The 19,341-nt window shown below is 36.9% G+C and carries 14 protein-coding genes; 11 read left to right on the forward strand and 3 right to left on the reverse strand.

Going from position 1 to position 19,341, the window contains the following annotated elements; translation table 11 throughout:
* Positions 1 to 54: 54 nt before the first annotated feature.
* Entirely contained in the window at positions 55 to 849 is a 795-nt protein-coding gene (locus tag EV200_RS18065; RefSeq protein ID WP_132535164.1) for a S1/P1 nuclease, read from the forward strand.
* A gap of 158 nt (positions 850 to 1,007) precedes the next feature.
* Here EV200_RS18065 and EV200_RS18070 read toward each other — a convergent pair whose 3' ends face one another.
* Positions 1,008 to 1,595 carry a hypothetical protein gene (locus EV200_RS18070; RefSeq protein ID WP_132535166.1) on the reverse strand — a complete coding sequence of 196 codons (588 nt, stop codon included), beginning with the start codon at positions 1,593 to 1,595 and terminating at the stop codon, positions 1,008 to 1,010.
* A gap of 26 nt (positions 1,596 to 1,621) precedes the next feature.
* Positions 1,622 to 4,966, reverse strand: a complete 3,345-nt coding sequence (locus EV200_RS18075) for a TonB-dependent receptor (protein WP_132535168.1) — start codon at positions 4,964 to 4,966, stop codon at positions 1,622 to 1,624.
* A gap of 710 nt (positions 4,967 to 5,676) precedes the next feature.
* Here EV200_RS18075 and lpdA point away from each other — a divergent pair.
* From lpdA to asnS, 9 genes are all read left to right on the forward strand, one after another.
* Positions 5,677 to 7,065, forward strand: a complete 1,389-nt coding sequence (lpdA, locus tag EV200_RS18080; protein WP_132535170.1) for a dihydrolipoyl dehydrogenase — start codon at positions 5,677 to 5,679, stop codon at positions 7,063 to 7,065.
* A 193-nt stretch (positions 7,066 to 7,258) separates the two neighbouring features.
* Positions 7,259 to 8,098 (forward strand): MBL fold metallo-hydrolase, encoded by an 840-nt coding sequence (locus EV200_RS18085; protein ID WP_132535172.1) that lies wholly within the window; start codon positions 7,259 to 7,261, stop codon positions 8,096 to 8,098.
* Positions 8,099 to 8,659: a GNAT family N-acetyltransferase gene (locus EV200_RS18090; protein WP_132535175.1), complete on the forward strand. Its 561-nt coding sequence runs from the start codon at positions 8,099 to 8,101 to the stop codon at positions 8,657 to 8,659.
* Positions 8,660 to 8,759: 100 nt separating this feature from the next.
* Entirely contained in the window at positions 8,760 to 9,119 is a 360-nt protein-coding gene (locus EV200_RS18095) for a hypothetical protein (protein WP_132535177.1), read from the forward strand.
* Positions 9,120 to 9,399: 280 nt separating this feature from the next.
* A complete protein-coding gene (locus EV200_RS18100; RefSeq protein WP_132535179.1) occupies positions 9,400 to 9,927 on the forward strand; it encodes a ferritin in 528 nt (175 codons plus the stop codon).
* Positions 9,928 to 10,435: 508 nt separating this feature from the next.
* Complete coding sequence (locus EV200_RS18105; protein WP_132535181.1) at positions 10,436 to 11,884, forward strand: circularly permuted type 2 ATP-grasp protein; 1,449 nt, start codon at positions 10,436 to 10,438, stop codon at positions 11,882 to 11,884.
* Positions 11,885 to 11,894: 10 nt separating this feature from the next.
* The gene (locus EV200_RS18110) at positions 11,895 to 12,830 is read left to right on the forward strand and encodes an alpha-E domain-containing protein (RefSeq protein ID WP_132535183.1); all 936 of its coding nucleotides are present in this window, start codon (positions 11,895 to 11,897) and stop codon (positions 12,828 to 12,830) included.
* 36 nt (positions 12,831 to 12,866) lie between these two features.
* Positions 12,867 to 13,859 (forward strand): transglutaminase family protein, encoded by a 993-nt coding sequence (locus EV200_RS18115; protein ID WP_132535185.1) that lies wholly within the window; start codon positions 12,867 to 12,869, stop codon positions 13,857 to 13,859.
* 333 nt (positions 13,860 to 14,192) lie between these two features.
* On the forward strand, positions 14,193 to 15,641 hold the full coding sequence (gene asnS, locus EV200_RS18120; protein WP_132535187.1) for an asparagine--tRNA ligase: 1,449 nt from the start codon (positions 14,193 to 14,195) through the stop codon (positions 15,639 to 15,641).
* A 1,325-nt stretch (positions 15,642 to 16,966) separates the two neighbouring features.
* Here the strand turns inward: asnS and EV200_RS18125 are convergent.
* Complete coding sequence (locus tag EV200_RS18125; protein WP_132535189.1) at positions 16,967 to 18,628, reverse strand: FMN-binding glutamate synthase family protein; 1,662 nt, start codon at positions 18,626 to 18,628, stop codon at positions 16,967 to 16,969.
* Between the two features lie 83 nt (positions 18,629 to 18,711).
* Here EV200_RS18125 and EV200_RS18130 point away from each other — a divergent pair, with 83 nt between their 5' ends.
* Entirely contained in the window at positions 18,712 to 19,332 is a 621-nt protein-coding gene (locus EV200_RS18130; protein ID WP_132535191.1) for an L-threonylcarbamoyladenylate synthase, read from the forward strand.
* Positions 19,333 to 19,341: the final 9 nt, after the last annotated feature.

Here is a 19,341-nt window from a genome sequence, read left to right on the forward strand (position 1 = left end):
GTAATATTTCTAAGTCAAGAAAAACCAGTCGGCACAGATTAATATCTTCGTGGCATGAAAAGAATAATTGTAACATGCGCACTCATATGTATGGCCTTCCTTTTTGGCTCCTGGGGATTTTTCGGACACAAAACTGTTGCCTCTATCGCAGAAAAACATCTGACTGATGAGGCTAAACAAGCCGTTAAAGAGTTGCTTGGCAAAGAAACGTTAGCAGATGTTGCATCCTGGGCTGACGAGGTTCGCAATCAGCCTGAATACAAGAATACAGCCGGATGGCATTTTGTTAATCTACCTTTGGGCTTAAACCGTCGAAGATTCAAAGACTCCATCGAAAGCTTAAAAAATAAAAACCTGTTAACAGCGTTGGCATTAAATGAATCGATAATCAAAGATCCAAATGCAACTAAAGATCAGAAGATGATTGCTTTAAAATTTATTGTGCATTTAGTGGGAGATGCCCATCAGCCCATGCATGTAAGTCGTGCAGAAGATAAGGGTGGAAATACCATCCAGGTTCAGTTTGATGGAAAAGGAACTAACCTTCACTCCCTTTGGGATAGTCGTCTGTTGGATCACCAGGGACTTAGCATTACTCAGCTCGTGGCAAAAGATGATATAGGCAAATCTAAAATAAGGAAATGGCAAAGAGCCACCCCAGTTGACTGGTTATTCGAAAGTTACAAAATCAGCTCTAAGCTTTATCAGGAAGTTGAAAAGAATAATAAATTAGACGAGGCTTATTACCAATCTCATATCGCTATTGCAAATAAAAGAATAGAAATGGGTGGGATCCGTTTAGCTGGGGTATTGAATGAGTTGTTTAAAAATGGAATTAGCTATAAATAGTATTAATAAATACATATAGCTAAAAAGCTCTTTTCGTTTTAAAATAAAAAAAGGAGCAGGAATGATTAATTCCTACTCCTTTCTACCCTCTTTTAACAGGGAATTTTGAATGCGCCCCTGAGATATTAACGCCTTAGATATTGTGATTTAACAATAATCTACAAAGCAGCTCTTAATCCAAATTCAGAAAGTGCGAAAGTATACTCAGCAAGAGTTGTATTTGATGCATCCTGAGCTACAATAATAATACTTGTTCCTCTTGATTGAGACGCAACGTTATTACTTACTGTAAATAAACCTTTCCCTATATCACTTAATTTAAATGTGTAGGTAAGCCCCCAAACAATGTTATTAGCATTACCATAAGCACCAATTGCTGTTACAACTGGAGCACTCGCAACCGGAGTTGCTGTTGGTGCAAGCGAAACATTAGTTGCTGTGTAAAGCTGCGTTCTTACAGAACTACTTACCGCAGATGCACTTGTTTGAGTATTGGTTAGATAATATACAGTTAATTTTGGAATTACTTTAGATGGGAAAAGTTTTTCACCAACAATGTAATTTAAAGTTACAACACTTGTTCCAACTGTACCTGTCGCTGATATAGCAGTGCCTTTTGCTAATTCGATAGTTGTTGCGCCAGTACCTGAAACCTCTTTTTCAGCGTTAGGGTCCTTTTTACAAGCAGTCATTGATAAAACAATGACACTTGCAGCAACCATAACTTTTGATAATATATTTTTCATTTTGATCAATTTAAAATTTTACAGCCTTAGTTAAAGTTATAACGTACACCAAACTGCATGTAATAGGTTGAAGATATGGTTTGTGAAGTACCAAATGATTCTCTTACAATATCACCTTGAGTATTAGCCAATCTAAATGTTGGTTTAGTTGTAGCGCTGATTGATGACACATTTTGAGGAACAAGGATTGCAGAGTTGTTTGCAAAGTTCACATTACCCCACTTACGGTTTAATAAGTTACCTACGTTAAAGATATCAACTGTAAATTGGAATGAGTTCTTAGTATTTCCAAAGTTTTTGAAAATTTCCTGAGTTAATCTAAGATCAAACTGATTTCTCCAAGGTAACAAAGCACCATTACGCTCTGCATACTGACCTTTATGTTTACTTAAATAAGGATCATTTTCAATGTAGTTCGCAAAAATATCACTTTGCTCTTGTGCAGAATATGCTCTGGCATAACCGGTTGTTCCAGCAGGAATATTAGTAAATGTAATTTCAGAAGCATCACGTGGAATGTAGATCAAATCATTTGTTTGTCCATCGCGGTTGAAATCTGCACTATAGTAGTAAGAATATCTTCCTTGTTGTGAACCTTGATAGAATACAGAGAATGAAGTGGCTAAATTCTGAATGTATTCTTTTCTGTATGAAATACTTGCGATAATACGATCAGGCAATAAATTCTGAGAATAACTTAATGTTGGGTTATTTGAATTTGTTGAGGTGTATGGAATAGACCATAAGTTTAACAACTGATCACCACTACCATCGCCAAAATTACGTTGATCAGAACGGGTGTATGCAATCATTGCAGATAAACCACTGCTAAATTGTTTTGTTAATTGTGCTGTTGCTTGCCAGTTGTAACCACCTTTAGCATTCGTCATTTGAACAACATTCAATGCAGATGTACCAGTTGCACTTGGAAGACCAGCACCAGTAATATTGACTACTTGTCTTGAATTAACAGAACTACCGTAGAATGGTCTGTTATCTGGATAACCAGCAATGTTTAAATTTGTTGGATCTTTTAAGTTTACGTTTTTAGCAACTGCTACGTTAAGGTCTTTACCATAAATACCTTCTAAAGTAGCTACTATTCCGCCTGGCAATTTAAAATCTACAGCTAAGCTTGATTTCCAGGTTTGAGGAAACTTAAGATCAGGAGCCATTGAACTGATTGTTCCAGGGATACTTGTTCCAGCTGCAGGAGCAGGAGTAGTTAAGTTAGGTGCAATGCTAGGATTAAAGAAAGGTGTTGAAGAACCTGAATAAACCTGAGTATATTGAAGTAAACCAGCATCACCTGATTGAGAAACAATCCATACAAAAGGCACACGACCTGTAAATATACCAGAACCACCACGAACTTGTAATGAACGATCACCCATTACGTCCCAGTTGAAACCAAAACGAGGAGAATAAGTTAATTTAGCATCTGGTAAAACACCTGTATCAATTTTTTGACCGTTTGCAAAAGTCTGAGCAGCTACTAAAGGATGTGTTTTGATTTCGGAAACATCTGGATAAGTTGCTTGCTCGAAACGAATACCAGCTGTAACTTTTAAGCGATCAGAGATGGTAAACTCATCTTGTAAATAAGCAGAATATTGAGCGAATTTAAAGCTAGGAAAAGCTTGAGATCCATCTGATGTTAAAGGGTAAGTAACGGAATATTGTAATGGTCTGGCGTTGTTATAAAAATCATCATAAGAAGCAAAAGTATAAAAACCTGTACCAAAACGTTGGAAACCGTTTTTGGTTGTACTAAATTCTGCTTGAGCACCCAAGGTAATATTGTGTTTACCTAGAGCCAATGTTAAATCATCACTATAAGTATAACCTTTAACATCTCTTAAGTTACCATAAGTAAATGGCTCATAACCAAAAGTAGTTAATACGTTACCTGCAGATGTACCACTTTGCGTGTTATTTAAGATATCTACCAAAGGGAAAGGAGAACTATCAGAAGTTCTAGGATCATTTTGGTGAGAATAAGTAGCACGGGCTACGTTAGTTATTTTACTACCGAAGTTGGAGTTTAATTCCGCTACAGCAGAATATAAGTTAGCAGCCTGATAGTAGTTAGAATTTGAAAAATTTAAACCAGCATTTGTATTTGAACCAGATCTATTGTTACCGTAACCTAAGTTACCCGTTACGCCAGAACCAGTAACTGAAGTACTAGCTGAACTTGGTGATTTACTTTCTACTTGATTATAACGAACACTGAAGCGATGATTTTTTGAAATATTCCAATCTAATCGTGCAAACATCTTTTCATTATCACTAATATTAGAATAACCTTGGTAAACACCAGGATCATAATTATAGGTAGAAAGCAGGTAAGATTTTAAACGATCCAAGTCAGTTGAAGTTGCCGGAGCAACAGTCGATACGCCACTGTTATATGGTAAACTTGAAGTTGCAGCGATTCTATTATTTCCTGGCTCAATAGTATGTTTCTTTTCGTAGTTTACGAAGAAGAATAATTTATCTTTAACAATTGGACCACCTAAACTAAAACCGTAATTTTTCTCATCTAATTTTTGTAAAGATGGGATCCTGTAAGATTCACCAATTCTTTTACCCTGATTGTCTTCATTCCTCATGGTATAAAATGCATTACCAGAAAAAGTATTGGTTCCTGAACGTGTAACAGCTGTTACTGAACCACCTGTAAATCCAGATTGACGAACATCATAAGGAGTTACATTGATTGAAATCTGCTCTAATGCATCAATTGAAATTGGAGAGCCTCCTGCAGGAATATTCTGACCAATACCAAACTGATTATTAAAGTTTGCTCCATCTACGGTAAAATTATTGGAGCGGTAGTTACCACCACCAATTGATGTACCATTTGCCTGAGGCGTTAAACGTGTTAAATCGTTAACGCTACGTGTAATAGTTGGTAAAGATTGGATTTGTTGTCTGGTTATAACAGTATTAGCGCCACTCTTATTAGAATTCATAATAGCGTTATTACTTTGACCAACAACTTTAACTTCTGCAAGAGTAGAACTGTTGTCAACTAAAGTTACATTTTCTAAATAAGGCTCACCTAATTTTAAATAAACTTCTGTTTGTTTTTCTGGTCTGTACCCAATGAAACTAATTTCAATAGTGTAAGGTCCACCTACACGCATACCACCTATAGTGAAACGGCCATCACTATTGGTTGATACAGAATAAACTGTTCCGGTTGGGGTATGGGTAGCTTTTACACTTGCACCAGGTAGAGCACCTTTGGCATCCTTGATAGTACCTGTCATTGATGATGTAGTTACCTGCGCATTTGCAACAGATATAAAGCCTACAAAAGCAATAACAATTACTACAATCTTAAATAGTAAAGTTTTTTTCATCCTTTGTTTTTTAAATGTTTGTTGTTGAATAATAAATTGGAGTGATTTTATTGCTGCAAATGTATGTATTAAACTTTAACACATTTTAACATCCAATGTTAAATTTACGTTAACAAACTCAAAACTTTTCAACAATTCATTTTTCTATTTAACACCATAACTTTCACTTTATCAAAGGATTGATCGAATAACAAAATAATTATTAAAAAACTAAGTTAAAATTTAAAGATAACGCAGTAAATGCTGGATAAATCTATTAGTTCACTAATTATCTTTATTTAACGATAACGATTTTTAAGAATTTTATCAAACAATAAATACATCAATAGTAATTTTACAGATATTATTTGAAAAAGATGAAAAATTAAGAGGTTTTGACATGATTGGTATCGATTTACCAGCAGAAGCAAATTTTCTGGAATAATTTTGAATAGGTAGCCAAATAATATAATTTCATTCTTATGATCTGTAACAAACCTTCATTGTAAATTTTGTAGTTTTTACATCACTATCTCAATAATCACCATATCAATTAACATTTTTTTTTTAGTTTTGGGCTGTTGCTGAGTAATTGAAAAAGCTTAGCTATATAATATGGAAACATTAAAGATGTTAAAATGAGATCAACCTTCTAGGTCTGAGACTTTTTCATCAGAAAATTACATCAATAAAAAAGAAACAATTAAAAAGCAAATCTCTATATAATAGATATGAATTACGATGTTATTGTTTTAGGCAGCGGCCCAGGTGGTTATGTAGCTGCGATCAGAGCTTCCCAATTAGGAATGAAAGTTGCTATTGTGGAGCGTGAATCACTAGGTGGTATTTGCTTAAACTGGGGTTGTATCCCAACTAAAGCGTTATTAAAAAGTGCACAGGTTTTTGAATACATTAACCATGCAGCAGATTATGGCATTACTACTGCTGAAGCTACTGCTGATTTTGCAGCCGTGGTAAAACGCAGCCGTGGGGTTGCAGATGGCATGAGCAAAGGCGTTCAGTTTTTAATGAAGAAAAACAAGATCGACGTGATCATGGGTACTGGTAAAGTGAAACCAGGCAACAAATTAGAAGTTAAAGGCGCTGATGGTTCTCAAAAAGAATTAACAGCTAAAAATATCATTATCGCTACAGGTGCCCGTTCAAGAGAACTTCCAAACTTAAAGCAAGACGGTAAAAAAATTATTGGTTACCGCCAGGCTATGGTTCTCCCTGAACAACCTAAAAGTATGGTTGTGGTAGGTTCAGGAGCAATAGGTGTTGAATTTGCCTATTTCTATGCAACTATGGGCACTAAGGTAACCATTGTTGAGTTTATGGAAAACGTTGTACCTGTAGAGGATGAAGATGTTTCTAAACAATTATTGCGTAGTCTTAAAAAAGTGGGTATCGATGTGATGACTTCAGCTTCAGTTGAATCAGTAGATACGAGTGGTTCAGGTTGTAAAGTTTCAGTTAAAACGGCTTCAGGTATGCAAACCATTGAGGCAGACATAGTACTTTCTGCAGCTGGAATTGTGGCTAACATTGAAAACATTGGTTTAGAAGAGACTGGAATCAAAACAGAAAAAGGCAAAATCGTTACTGATGAATTCTACAATACCTCAGCAAAAGGCTATTACGCTATTGGTGATGTGGTTAGCGGACAAGCGCTCGCTCACGTAGCCTCTGCCGAAGGCATTATCTGTGTCGAAAAAATTGCAGGTCAGCATGCCGAGCCTTTAGATTATAATAACATCCCGGGATGTACCTATTGTACACCTGAAATTGCATCAGTTGGTTATACTGAGAAAGCAGCGAAAGCAGCAGGTTATGAATTAAAAATAGGTAAGTTTCCATTTTCTGCCTCAGGTAAAGCAAGTGCTGCCGGTGCAAAAGATGGTTTTGTAAAACTGATTTTCGATGCTAAATACGGTGAATTATTAGGCGCACACATGATTGGTACTAATGTTACTGAAATGATCGCTGAAATTGTGGTTGCCCGCAAATTGGAAACAACTGGTCATGAAATGATTAAATCTGTTCACCCCCACCCTACAATGAGCGAAGCCATTATGGAAGCTGCTGCTGATGCATACGGCGAAGTGATCCATTTGTAGTCATTAGTCATTAGTCATTAGTCATTAGTCATTAGTCATTAGTAAAAATTACAAAACCCTTTAGATTGTTCTAAAGGGTTTTGTAATTTTACAGGCCTTTTTTTCCTAACCACCTAACCACCTAACCACCTAACCACCTAACCACCTAACCACCTAACCACCTAACCACCTAACCACCTAACCACCTAACCCCATGAAACTCCACACCATCAATACCGGACTTTTTAAACTAGACGGCGGTGCCATGTTTGGCGTTGTTCCTAAAGCCATCTGGCAAAAAACCAATCCGGCAGACTCAAATAATTTATGTACCTGGGCCATGCGGTGTCTGCTGATTGAAGATGGAAACAAACTTATTTTAGTGGATACGGGAATTGGAAACAAGCAGGATGAAAAATTTTTCAGTCATTATGATCTGCATGGTGATGATTCGATGGAGAAATCTTTAAGTAGCTTGGGCTTTAGTTTAGCCGATATTACTGATGTTTTCCTCACCCATTTACATTTCGATCATGTAGGTGGAGCTGTAATAAGAGATCAAGATACATTATCGCCGGCTTTTAAAAATGCAACCTACTGGAGCAATGAAAAACATTGGCAATGGGCTATTGAACCGAATGCACGTGAGAAGGCCTCTTTTCTTAAGGAGAATATTGTGCCAATACAAGAAAGCGGACAACTTAAGTTTATAGAAGAGGTAGAAAATATAAATTGGCAACCAAACATCAACATTGGCTTTGCTTATGGCCATACTGATGCAATGATGTTGCCAAAAATCAGTTATAAAGGACGAACAATCATTTATATGGCCGATCTATTACCTTCTATCGGACATTTGCCACTACCATATGTGATGGCTTACGATATGTTTCCACTAAAAACACTCACAGAAAAACTAGCTTTTCTGGAAGAAGCAGTAGATCAGAATTACATCTTATTTTTAGAACATGATCCTATTCATGAATGCTGTACCCTTCAAAGAACAGAAAAAGGCGTGAGAGTAGCAGAAACCTTTAACCTGAGCGATTTTTAAATGATCAGGCCAGCAGAACCTTCTGATTATAAATTCGTTGTGCCGTTAATCATTCAGGCCATGGGTGAACTGGCTGGTAAATTTGCAAACTCCAGTGATCCCAAAATCATTGAACAATTATTTGAACATTTCTTTAAACAGAAGGATAACCAATATAGCTACCAGAATACTTTAGTTTTTATTGAAAATGATCAGGTATTGGGCTCTATCAATGCTTATGATGGAGCCAAACTCCTTGAATTAAGAAAAACTTTCCTAAATCACCTGACCGAGAACTATAATCTTATCAATTTCCACCCCGAACCTGAAACTGAGGCAGGAGAATTTTACCTGGATACCATTAGTGTTGATCCAAAGGCACAAGGAAAAGGAATCGGTAAAGCGTTAATTGAAGCTGGCGTTGAATGGGGAAAACGTATTGGCCATAAGCGTATTGGCTTATTAGTTGAAATGGAGAACCATAAGGCTTTAAAGCTATATCAAAATAAAGGCTTCAATATACAAAACCAAAAATTATTTATGGGCGGCTTGTATTATCACATGGTTTATACAGTTCAATAATCAAAAATCATTTAAGTTTAACGTCATCCAAAAATGAGCATTTAAAGTTTTTTCAACTTTTATTTGTATTTAATCTAAATAATGATCAATTTCGCATCAGATGGAAAAAGCGTGTATAGATATTAATCAACTAATTAACGTATTCTCAAATTACGAAGGTGCTGTTTATCAATCTGATAAGCTAAACTGCTTTTATGTGGATTTTGGTGGTAAATTTGCCCGCTACAACTGCCTGTCTCTTCAAAAACTGAAGAAAGTTGTGGAAGAAATTAATATTGAGGCACTCCTATTAGATACACATAGAGCCGATTTCGAATTGGTTACCTTTAATGGATGTGAGCATATTTATTTATTAAATGCATTAGAAATTATTGCTTTGAAAGATTTATTGCACGGTACTTTTACCATGTTTAACTTAAATCATATGGTGAACGACTGCCTTTATAGATTAGTTTATTAATTCAATAGTTATTGATTAGGGATTGCGTATCATCTGAAGTTATACTCTAACCTAAAACTACACACTCATAAAGACCAGCTATCCCCCTGTCTTCCAATCAGTATCCGTTTGGCGTTATTGCTTTACATTATCCATTTCTGATCTTCCATCTCGCTATCACTATTTAAACTCATTATAAATACCTACCAGTCAGCAATTTAGACTAATTTCATATAGCAAATAATTTACAATAATGAACAATTCTGTGTTACATTTGTATTGTTATTAAAGCACAGAAATTATGAAAGATTTAATGCGTATTAAATGTTTAATATCTCAGGATATTGAAACACTTTTAAATCAGCAGATTAAAAAAGAGGCACACTCTTCATCACTATATTTATCAATGGCATCATGGTGTAACCAAAATGGTTATGATTTCTCCTCAGATTATTTCACTAAACAATCTGAAGAAGAAAGAATGCACCAATTGAAATTATTCAAGTATGTTTTAGATATGGGAGGAAATGCAATCTCTCCTGAAGTTACTGGTATCAAAACAGATTTTGCTGGATTCAGAGAAGTTTTTGAAGATGCCCTGGAAGCAGAAATTGCCATCACACAAAGCTTTAAAAACTTAGCTTCAAGATGCTTGAAGGAACAAGATTTTGTTACAATGGAATTCTTAAACTGGTTCTTAAAAGAACAACGTGAAGAAGAGTACAAAGCCCGCCGTGCTTTAGAATTGTTCGAAGTAATTGGTGAAGAAGGTACTGGAAGATGGGAAATTGATAAGCATGTTAATGACATCACTTATTCAGAAGATTAATTAAACACTAACAAAACATATAATAGAAGCTATCTCGATGAAAATTGAGATAGCTTTTTCTTTATACCATAGTTTCATATTATATTCTTACATATTCTGATCAAGCTCATGCATAAAACATTATAAGGATGTATAAATAAAGAAAAGGTTAAAAAAAGAAAGCTTCCAGGGCGTTACCTTGGAAGCTTCTTTTGGTTTAGGTTGTTTAGTTTATGTTGATTATGAATAAGTCTCTTGAAATCTGTAAAAAAAGCGCCGTTGCCAGCGCTTTTTTTAAACCAAATATATAATAATAATTAACGAGCATCACAAAAGTAGTAATTATATCGACATAATCAATATATTTTTATAAAAAAATTAAAATAAATATAAAAAAATCGTAAATGATACATTTAAAACTATTTATAAATTATAAAAAAAGGTAATTAATGATAAAAAATATGATTTTATATAAAATAAATATGTTTTATTCACTTAAAATCATACTTTAAGGAAATATTTAAGTCAAATGATAGAAAATTTTATAAAAAATTACTTAAATCATCCACAAACTTATGATGAAATGTTCTTAAGTAGTGATCAGTATCGAAATCACTATCAGAATTTTATCAAAAACTTTTCAAAAGAATCACTTGAGAATTTAAACAAGAAGGAAGAGTTAGCTAAAAAACTCTTTATGAGTCAGGGCATCACCTTCACCGTTTACGATAGCGGAGAGGGTATCGAAAAAATTTTCCCTTTTGATATCATTCCACGCATCATCACCTCAAGCGAATGGGCGTTCATAGAAAAAGGAATTACACAACGGCTTAAGGCTTTAAACCTCTTCTTGAAAGATGTTTACAGCAATCAGTTTATCCTTAAAGATAAAATTGTACCTATTAATGTGATTTATTCCTGCCCACACTTCTTAAGAGAAATGCATCATGTAAATGTTCTGCATGATATTTATATCCATATCGCTGGTATCGATTTAATTCGTGATCATGACGGCACTTTCTATGTATTAGAAGATAATCTCCGAACGCCCTCAGGTGTAAGTTATATGCTCGAAAACAGGGAAATCACTAAAAGGCTTTTTCCTGATTTAATTCCGCAATGCGGCGTAAGAAGCGTAACCGAATATCCGGCCATTCTCTATAAAAACCTGATGGCACTTTCTCCACGGGCCGTCTCCAACCCTACCATCGTATTGCTTAGCCCTGGCATGTACAACTCAGCCTATTATGAACACACCACATTAGCGCGTTTAATGGGTGTAGAATTAGTAGAAGGACGTGATTTGGTCGTGAAAAATCAAAAAGTATTTATGAAAACAACTACAGGATTACAACAGGTTGACGTAATCTATCGGCGTGTAGATGACGATTATCTGGACCCGCTGGTATTTAATCCGAACAGTGTACTAGGTGTTGCCGGCTTAATGGGCGTATATCGCAAAGGAAATGTTGCTATTGTAAATGCAGTTGGAAACGGTGTTGCCGATGACAAAGCTGTTTATACCTATGTTCCGGATATGATTAAATATTACCTGAATGAGGAGCCTATTCTAAAAAATGTACCCACCTATCAGTTAAGTAACCGCGATGAACTTGATTATGTATTTGCCAATATCAACGAAATGGTCGTAAAAAAAACCAACGGAAGTGGCGGTTATGGAATGTTAATGGGCCACGCTGCATCAGAAGAGGAAACCGAAGCATATAAAATAGAGATTCTCAAAGATCCTAGAAATTTTATTGCCCAGCCCACCATCAGCCTTTCATCGGCACCATGTTTTATTAATGGCAAACTGGCACCAAGGAGAATAGATCTTCGTCCTTTTGCATTGAACGGACCAGATGGGATTTCAATTGTACCGGGTGGATTAACACGTGTAGCCCTGAAAGAAGGCTCGCTGGTGGTAAACAGTTCGCAAGGTGGCGGCAGCAAAGATACCTGGGTTTTAACTTCTTAGATTGTAATATATGTTAAGTAGAGTAGCATCAAGTTTATATTGGCTAAGTAGGTATGTAGAACGCAGCGATGGTATGCTGCGCATGTTAAAAATTAATTATGCATCTTCTCAGGACACCGTTCAGGAGTTTACATGGAAACCCGTTATCCGGATTTTTTCTTCGGATGATGAGCATGAACTTCTCAATATCCAGCATGATAGCAGAGCGGTAATTGAGTATTTACTTTTAAACAGAGAGAACCCCAATTCAATCTTAAATATTGTAACATTAGCCAGGGAAAATGCCAGAAGTGTCCAGGAACACATTCCAAAAGACTTATGGCAGTGCCTAAATGAGTATTATCATACCGTAAAGGATGAAAAATTGCTCTGGTATGTGCAGAAAGATGACCCCATTACTGCCCTGGACATTTTAATCAAGCAGGTAATGCTCTATCATGGAACGGCAGATAGCACCATGGAACGTGGTGAAAGCAGAAGCTTTATGAAGATTGGTAAACACTTGGAAAGAAGCATTCAATCAATCGATATTTTAGATATTAAGTTCAGTTCCATCAGCACCAATCCCGATTTACTTACAGATATAGCCTATTGGAAACACTTGCTACTTTCGCTGGGTGGCTATGAACTCTACCTTAAAACTTACAGACAGGGATTTGATGCCAAGAACATCATCGAATTGGTAATGCTTAATAACGATTTCCCAAGGTCTGCACTTTATTCGATGAACAATATTGAGCGTTATTTCAGCAGACTCAAAAGTGAAAGCAATATTGCAGATTACAATAATTTATCCTTCAAAATAGGAAGGCTGAAAAGCATGATTACTTACAGCTCGGTAAATACCATGGCAGAAGATCAGCTTCATCTTTATTTAACTGATATCAAGACAGAGCTTTTTGGTATCGGAAACCTGCTTAACGAATATTACTTCGCAAATTCATAATGCACTGAAAATTGTAATTATTTAACAATTTATATTATGCCAATATTTAAAATCAAACATATCACCAATTATAAATATGAATCGCCGGTTCGGGATAGTGCCAACCAAATCATTTTATTCCCTATTAAAGACGATTTTCAAAAAGTAGTGAAACATGATCTGAATATCTCTGGAAGCCCGGAAATAGAAATCTTTATCGATTATTATGGCAATGAAGTAGGTACATTTACTCAAAATGAACCACATAACCAGTTAAAAATATTTTCTAAGGTTTGCGTGGAGACTTTCCCAAAACCACTTCCACAGGACGATATGTTTAGCAGTGAACAATGGAATAGTCTGGCTTTGATGAAATATGAGGTCCCCTATATTGATTACCTTCGTCAGGAAACTTTTGAGGGCATTATTCAGCTGAAAGAAACCGCACTACAAATTAAAACTCCCGATGATACCCCCTATCAAACGGCTATTAAATACTGCGCACATGTTTTTCAGCAATTTGAATACATTAAAGGAATCACAGCAGTAGATACCACTATTGATGAAATTTTAAAACTAAAAGCTGGTGTTTGTCAGGATTTTGCACACGTTCTTACTGCAATGTTACGCTTAACCGGAATCCCTGCACGCTATGTAAGTGGATATATCTGTCCGAATAAAGATGGCATGCGTGGCGAAGGTGCTACTCATGCCTGGGCAGAAGCTTATTTACCTGAATATGGGTGGCTGGGTTTAGATCCTACAAACAATTGCATCGCAAATGAAAAGCATGTTCGCCTGGCTGTTGGGCGCAACTTTACAAATTGCTCACCAGTAAAAGGAGTATATAAGGGTGGTCTTGAGCACTTCATGGAAGTAAATGTATCTGTTGGCTATAACGATGATGATTTTAGCGATAATGAAAATTATTACCAACCAAAGGAAGTCAACTACACGAAGCCATCCGGAATGACCACAGCAACGACCAGAAGTCAAAATAGTTACCAGCAATATATGGAAGCGATGCAACAGCAGCAACAACAACAGTAGGTAATTTTCAGTTCGCGTTCTAAGTCATCGGATGAATATAGCCTGTTTGTTAGTATTCATTCGATGACTAATCGTTTAGCTCAGAGTTCTCAGTTCTAAAGGAAACTAATTGGTTGAATATAGCCTGTTTGCCAGTACTCATCCGGTGATGATTCGTCTAATTTTCAATTCAGCGCAGAAAATCATAGACTATTTCCAAATATTTATCAGATTACAATTTGTTAATTCACTTAGCTGTTTTCAGTGATCATTTCAAAACTGCAAACTACAAATTGAAAACTGACAGCTGATATACTTTTTTTTCCTAAATTTGCGCCTTTTACAAATAACATTATGATTAAGAGACAGCAAATTAAAGATTTATTAAAATCGACTGCATTTGGCACTGAAGTAACGGTTATGGGATGGGTAAGAACTTTCCGCAATAATCAGTTTATCGCTTTAAATGATGGAAGTTGCATGAGCAATATCCAGGTGGTAATTGATTTTAATAATTTACCTGATGAGCTGTTGAAAAGAATCACCACTGGGGCAGCCATTTCTGCCACTGGAAACCTGGTTGAATCATTAGGAAAAGGTCAGTCAGTAGAAGTTAAGGCAACAACTGTAGAAATTTTGGGTGACAGTGACCCAGAAAAATTCCCTTTGCAACCTAAAAAGCATAGTTTAGAATTTTTGCGTGAAATTGCGCACTTGCGTTTCCGTACCAATACTTTTAATGCCGTATTTAAAGTACGTCATGCTTTGGCTTTTGCCATACACCAGTTTTACAATGAACGCGGCTTTGTGTATATGCATACGCCAGTAATTACAGCCAGTGATGCTGAAGGTGCAGGTGAAATGTTTAAGGTAACAACATTAGATTTCGACAATACTCCACGTACCGAAGATGGAAAAGTAGATTTCTCACAAGATTTCTTCGCACGCGCAACCAACTTAACTGTTTCCGGACAACTGGAAGGTGAACTTGCAGCAATGGCCTTTGGAAAAATTTACACTTTTGGTCCGACATTCAGGGCTGAAAACTCCAATACTACCCGTCACCTTGCAGAATTCTGGATGGTAGAACCTGAATTTGCCTTTGCTGATCTGGAAGATAACATGCAGTTGGCAGAGGATATGATGAAGTATGTAATTAAATATGCTTTAGATCACTGTAAAGAAGAACTGGAATTTTTAAATACCCGCCTGGCTGAAGAAGATAAACAAAAACCTCAGAATGAGCGCAGCGAATTTACTTTGTTAGAGAAATTAGATTTCTGCCTGGCAAATGATTTTGAGCGTTTAACCTATACAGAGGCCATTAAAATTTTAAGATCATCAAAACCGAACCAGAAGAAACAGTTTAAATATTTAATTGATGAATGGGGTGCTGATTTACAAAGTGAACATGAACGTTTCCTTGTTGAAAAGCATTTTAAAAAACCAGTAATCTTAACAGATTATCCGGCTGATATTAAATCGTTCTACATGCGCCAGAATGAACCTGATGCAGAAGGCAGACAAACTGTAGCCGCAATGGATATCTTATTCCCTGGCATTGGTGAAATGATTGGTGGTTCTCAACGTGAGGAGCGCCTGGATCGTTTAACAAAGAGAATGGAAGATCTGAACATTCCACAAGATGAACTTTGGTGGTATTTAGATACCCGCCGTTTTGGTACAGCACCACATGCAGGTTTCGGTTTGGGTTTCGAACGTTTAGTATTGTTCGTCACTGGTATGACGAATATCCGCGATGTAATTGCCTTCCCAAGGTTTCCTAAAAATGCAGAGTTTTAGGGTTTAGGGTTTAGGGTTTAGGGTTTAGGGTTTAGGGTTTAGGGTTTAGGGTTTAGGGTAAACAAACGACCATATAGGAGTTCAAGCTTTTAAAGGCTTGAACTCTTTTTTTTATCCTTTCCACGCAATTTACAGAAAAAACTACTTACTTGATGATTAAGTTGGTTGGCAGCCTATGATGTGTTATTTCTAGGTATTAACATGAAGAAAAATATCTCGAATTCACGTTCATAGTACAGAAGGCCAGTACGCCAAACTAACACACTCGTCATTGCGAGAAAGGCTTTTTCAGCCGACGAAGCAATCTATTTAGCGAATTAGATTATTTCGTCGTTCCCCGACACCATCTATTACATCTGGTTGGTGAGACACCAACCAGTAGAAAGGAATATTCGTCGTCATTTCGAGCATAGCCGAGAAATCTTTGAACTTCAACCTATTGGTTGGGTGTCTCACCAACCGAAATAACTATATTCCGTCATCATGCATGGTATCATTCAATCTATCGGTTGGTGTCTCACCAACCGAAATAATTACCTTCCATCATCATGCATGGTATCATTGTAAGGATTTGCATGTGCATAATCCACTGCCGAAACTTTCAACCAACTGCTTGGTGAGACACCAACCAGTAGAAAAGATGGTACTCCAAACTAACACACTCGTCATTGCGAGAAAGGCTTTTTCAGCCGTCGAAGCAATCTATTTAGCGAATTAGATTATTTCGTCATTCCCAGATTCCATCTATTACATCTGGTTGGTGAGACACCAACCAGTAGAAAGAATATTCGTCGTCATTTCGAGCATAGCCGAGAAATCTTTGAACTTTAACCTATCGGTTGGGTGTCTCACCAACCGAAATAACTATCTTCCGTCATCATGCATGGTATCATTCAACCTATCGGTTGGTGTCTCACCAACCGAAATAATTACCTTCCATCATCATGCATGGTATCATTGTAAGGATTTGCATGTGCATAATCCGCTGCCGAAACTTTCAACCTACTGGTTGGTGAGACACCAACCAGTAGAAAAGATGGTACGCCAAACTAACACACTCGTCATTGCGAGAAAGGCTTTTTCAGCCGTCGAAGCAATCTATTTAGCGAATTAGATTATTTCGTCGTTCCCAGACTCCATCTATTACATCTGGTTGGTGAGACACCAACCAGTAGAAAGAATATTCGTCGTCATTTCGAGCATAGCCGAGAAATCTTTGAACTTTAACCTATCGGTTGGGTGTCTCACCAACTGAAATAACTATCTTCCGTCATCATGCATGGTATCATTCAATCTATCGGTTGGTGTCTCACCAACCGAAATAACTACCTTCCATCATCATGCATGGTATCATTGTAAGGATTTGCATGTGCATAATCCACTGCCGAAACCTTATAATCTGTTGGTGCAAAACTTTGTGAAGTGCTAAGCGCCATTCCCAGTTCGAAACGAGTTGGGTATGGGGTTTGTAATAAACTTCCTGCAGGGATATAAGGAAAACTTTCCAGGTAACTTTGCATTACACTTGAGCTTACCCTTCGATTGATATAAGCCCTGCTTAACTGGTGGGGCTCACGTAAACCTGCAGCGCCCAACAATTCAACCGCACTCGCAACAGTAAGGTTATGAAAGTTTTTCACACGAACTGTTTTATCCTCTACAACCAAGCCCTTCATCAGGCTCTGATCTTGTGTGGCTACACCTGTAGGGCAAGTATTACTGTTACATTCCAATGCCTGAATACAACCTAAGGCAAACATCATCCCGCGGGCTGCATTACATAAATCCGCACCTAAAGCAATGTTTTTAACCAAATCAAAACCTGTCGCCACCTTACCTGATGCAATGATTTTAATGTGTTTTTTAAGATCAAAACCATTTAGCACATCATATACAAAGGCAACACCTTCACGCAATGGCATACCCACAGAGTTAGAAAACTCCTGAGGTGCTGCACCTGTTCCACCTTCTCCCCCATCAACCGTAATAAAATCAGGATAAATACCCGTTTCAATCATCGCTTTGCAAATGGCATAAAATTCACTTTTACGACCAATACATAGCTTGAAACCCACTGGCTTTCCGCCAGATAAATCTCTCAGCTTCTGCACAAACTCCAGTAACCCAATTGGTGTATTAAAAGCAGAATGCGCTGGTGGCGACAATACATCTTTGCCTTCGGGCACTAAACGAATGCGTGCCACTTCAGCCGTTACCTTTTTTGCAGGCAACATTCCACCGTGACCAGGTTTCGCTCCCTGAGAAAGTTTAATTTCGATCATTTTAACCTGATCTGAATGCGCTCGCTCAGCATAAGCATCATAATTAAAAGTTCCGTCATCATTACGGCAACCAAAATAACCAGTTCCTATTTGCCAGATTAAATCACCCCCTGGCCTACGGTGATAATCACTGATGCCACCTTCACCTGTATTATGGGCAAAGTTCCCCATCTTCGCACCGCCATTTAAGGCTAAAATAGCATTCTGACTTAAAGAGCCAAAACTCATAGCTGAAATGTTATATATACTGGCAGAATAAGGTTTCTTACAACCCGGACCGCCAATTTGCACCCGTGGATCTAAATTTAATTCATGATGAGAAATGGCTGCAATACTATGACTTAACCATTCATAACCATTTTCGTATACATTTAATTGTGTTCCAAAGGGAATGGTATCATTATCTGTTTTAGCACGCTGATAAATTAAAGAACGATTTAACCTGTTATAAGGCGTACCATTCGTATCGCTTTCTACAAAATACTGGTAAACTTTTGGTCTTAATTCCTCCATGAAATACCTTAACCTACCGAAAACAGGATAGTTTCTAACAATACTGTGCTTAGGTTGATATAAATCGTAAACACCAAGGATTACAAAAGGACCTGTGAAAAGGAATGTCCACCATAAAAATGGGTGGTATAAGCCCATCATAATGGTTAGGGCAATTAAAAATGCGGCAATTGCCACGAAAGCTTTTCTCATAATGATAGATTAGCGTATGTTTTGTTCATACAAAGATTATGATTATTAAACAACAGACACCATTAAATTGTTATTTTTACGCTATGCTTATTAAAATCTATCCAGAAAACCCAAATGAAAAAGCCATCCAGCAGGTGGTTGAAGTATTAAAGAAAGGTGGTTTGATTATTTACCCTACCGATACCATTTATGGTTTAGGTTGTGATATTACCAATCCTAAAGCCATTGAAAAGATTGCCCGCTTGAGGGGAATCAAACCTGAAAAAGCAAATTTTTCTTTTATCTGTCATGATTTAAAGCATATTTCCGATTATATCAAACCTATTGACAATACCGCATTCAGGGTATTAAAGAAAGCATTACCGGGGCCATTTACATTTATTTTCAATGCAAATAATAATGTACCAAAGCTACTTAGCTCCAACAAAAAAACAGTAGGTATCCGTGTTCCGGATAATAACATTGCACGTGCTATTGTACAGGAATTGGGTAATCCTATCCTATCTACTTCCATTAAAGATGATGATGATGTAATTGAATATTCTACTGACCCCGAATTAATTCATGAAAAATATGAAAACCTGGTGGATCTGGTAATTGACGGAGGCTTCGGAGATAATGAAGCTTCAACTGTAGTGGATTGTACAAATGGCGAATTTGAAGTAATCCGTGAAGGAAAAGGCAATATTGAAGATTTTCTTTAAGCACCTAGC

The organism is Pedobacter psychrotolerans, assembly GCF_004340665.1.
GTDB classification, from domain to species: Bacteria; Bacteroidota; Bacteroidia; order Sphingobacteriales; family Sphingobacteriaceae; genus Pedobacter; species Pedobacter psychrotolerans.

Excerpts from the sequence above, each read along its gene's own strand:
- EV200_RS18065 (WP_132535164.1), top strand. The coding sequence starts at position 55 with ATGAAAAGAATAATTGTAACATGCGCACTCATATGTATGGCCTTCCTT.
- EV200_RS18070 (WP_132535166.1), bottom strand. The coding sequence starts at position 1,595 with ATGAAAAATATATTATCAAAAGTTATGGTTGCTGCAAGTGTCATTGTT.
- EV200_RS18075 (WP_132535168.1), bottom strand. The coding sequence starts at position 4,966 with ATGAAAAAAACTTTACTATTTAAGATTGTAGTAATTGTTATTGCTTTT.
- lpdA (WP_132535170.1), top strand. The coding sequence starts at position 5,677 with ATGAATTACGATGTTATTGTTTTAGGCAGCGGCCCAGGTGGTTATGTA.
- EV200_RS18085 (WP_132535172.1), top strand. The coding sequence starts at position 7,259 with ATGAAACTCCACACCATCAATACCGGACTTTTTAAACTAGACGGCGGT.
- EV200_RS18090 (WP_132535175.1), top strand. The coding sequence starts at position 8,099 with ATGATCAGGCCAGCAGAACCTTCTGATTATAAATTCGTTGTGCCGTTA.
- EV200_RS18095 (WP_132535177.1), top strand. The coding sequence starts at position 8,760 with ATGGAAAAAGCGTGTATAGATATTAATCAACTAATTAACGTATTCTCA.
- EV200_RS18100 (WP_132535179.1), top strand. The coding sequence starts at position 9,400 with ATGAAAGATTTAATGCGTATTAAATGTTTAATATCTCAGGATATTGAA.
- EV200_RS18105 (WP_132535181.1), top strand. The coding sequence starts at position 10,436 with ATGATAGAAAATTTTATAAAAAATTACTTAAATCATCCACAAACTTAT.
- EV200_RS18110 (WP_132535183.1), top strand. The coding sequence starts at position 11,895 with ATGTTAAGTAGAGTAGCATCAAGTTTATATTGGCTAAGTAGGTATGTA.
- EV200_RS18115 (WP_132535185.1), top strand. The coding sequence starts at position 12,867 with ATGCCAATATTTAAAATCAAACATATCACCAATTATAAATATGAATCG.
- asnS (WP_132535187.1), top strand. The coding sequence starts at position 14,193 with ATGATTAAGAGACAGCAAATTAAAGATTTATTAAAATCGACTGCATTT.
- EV200_RS18125 (WP_132535189.1), bottom strand. The coding sequence starts at position 18,628 with ATGAGAAAAGCTTTCGTGGCAATTGCCGCATTTTTAATTGCCCTAACC.
- EV200_RS18130 (WP_132535191.1), top strand. The coding sequence starts at position 18,712 with ATGCTTATTAAAATCTATCCAGAAAACCCAAATGAAAAAGCCATCCAG.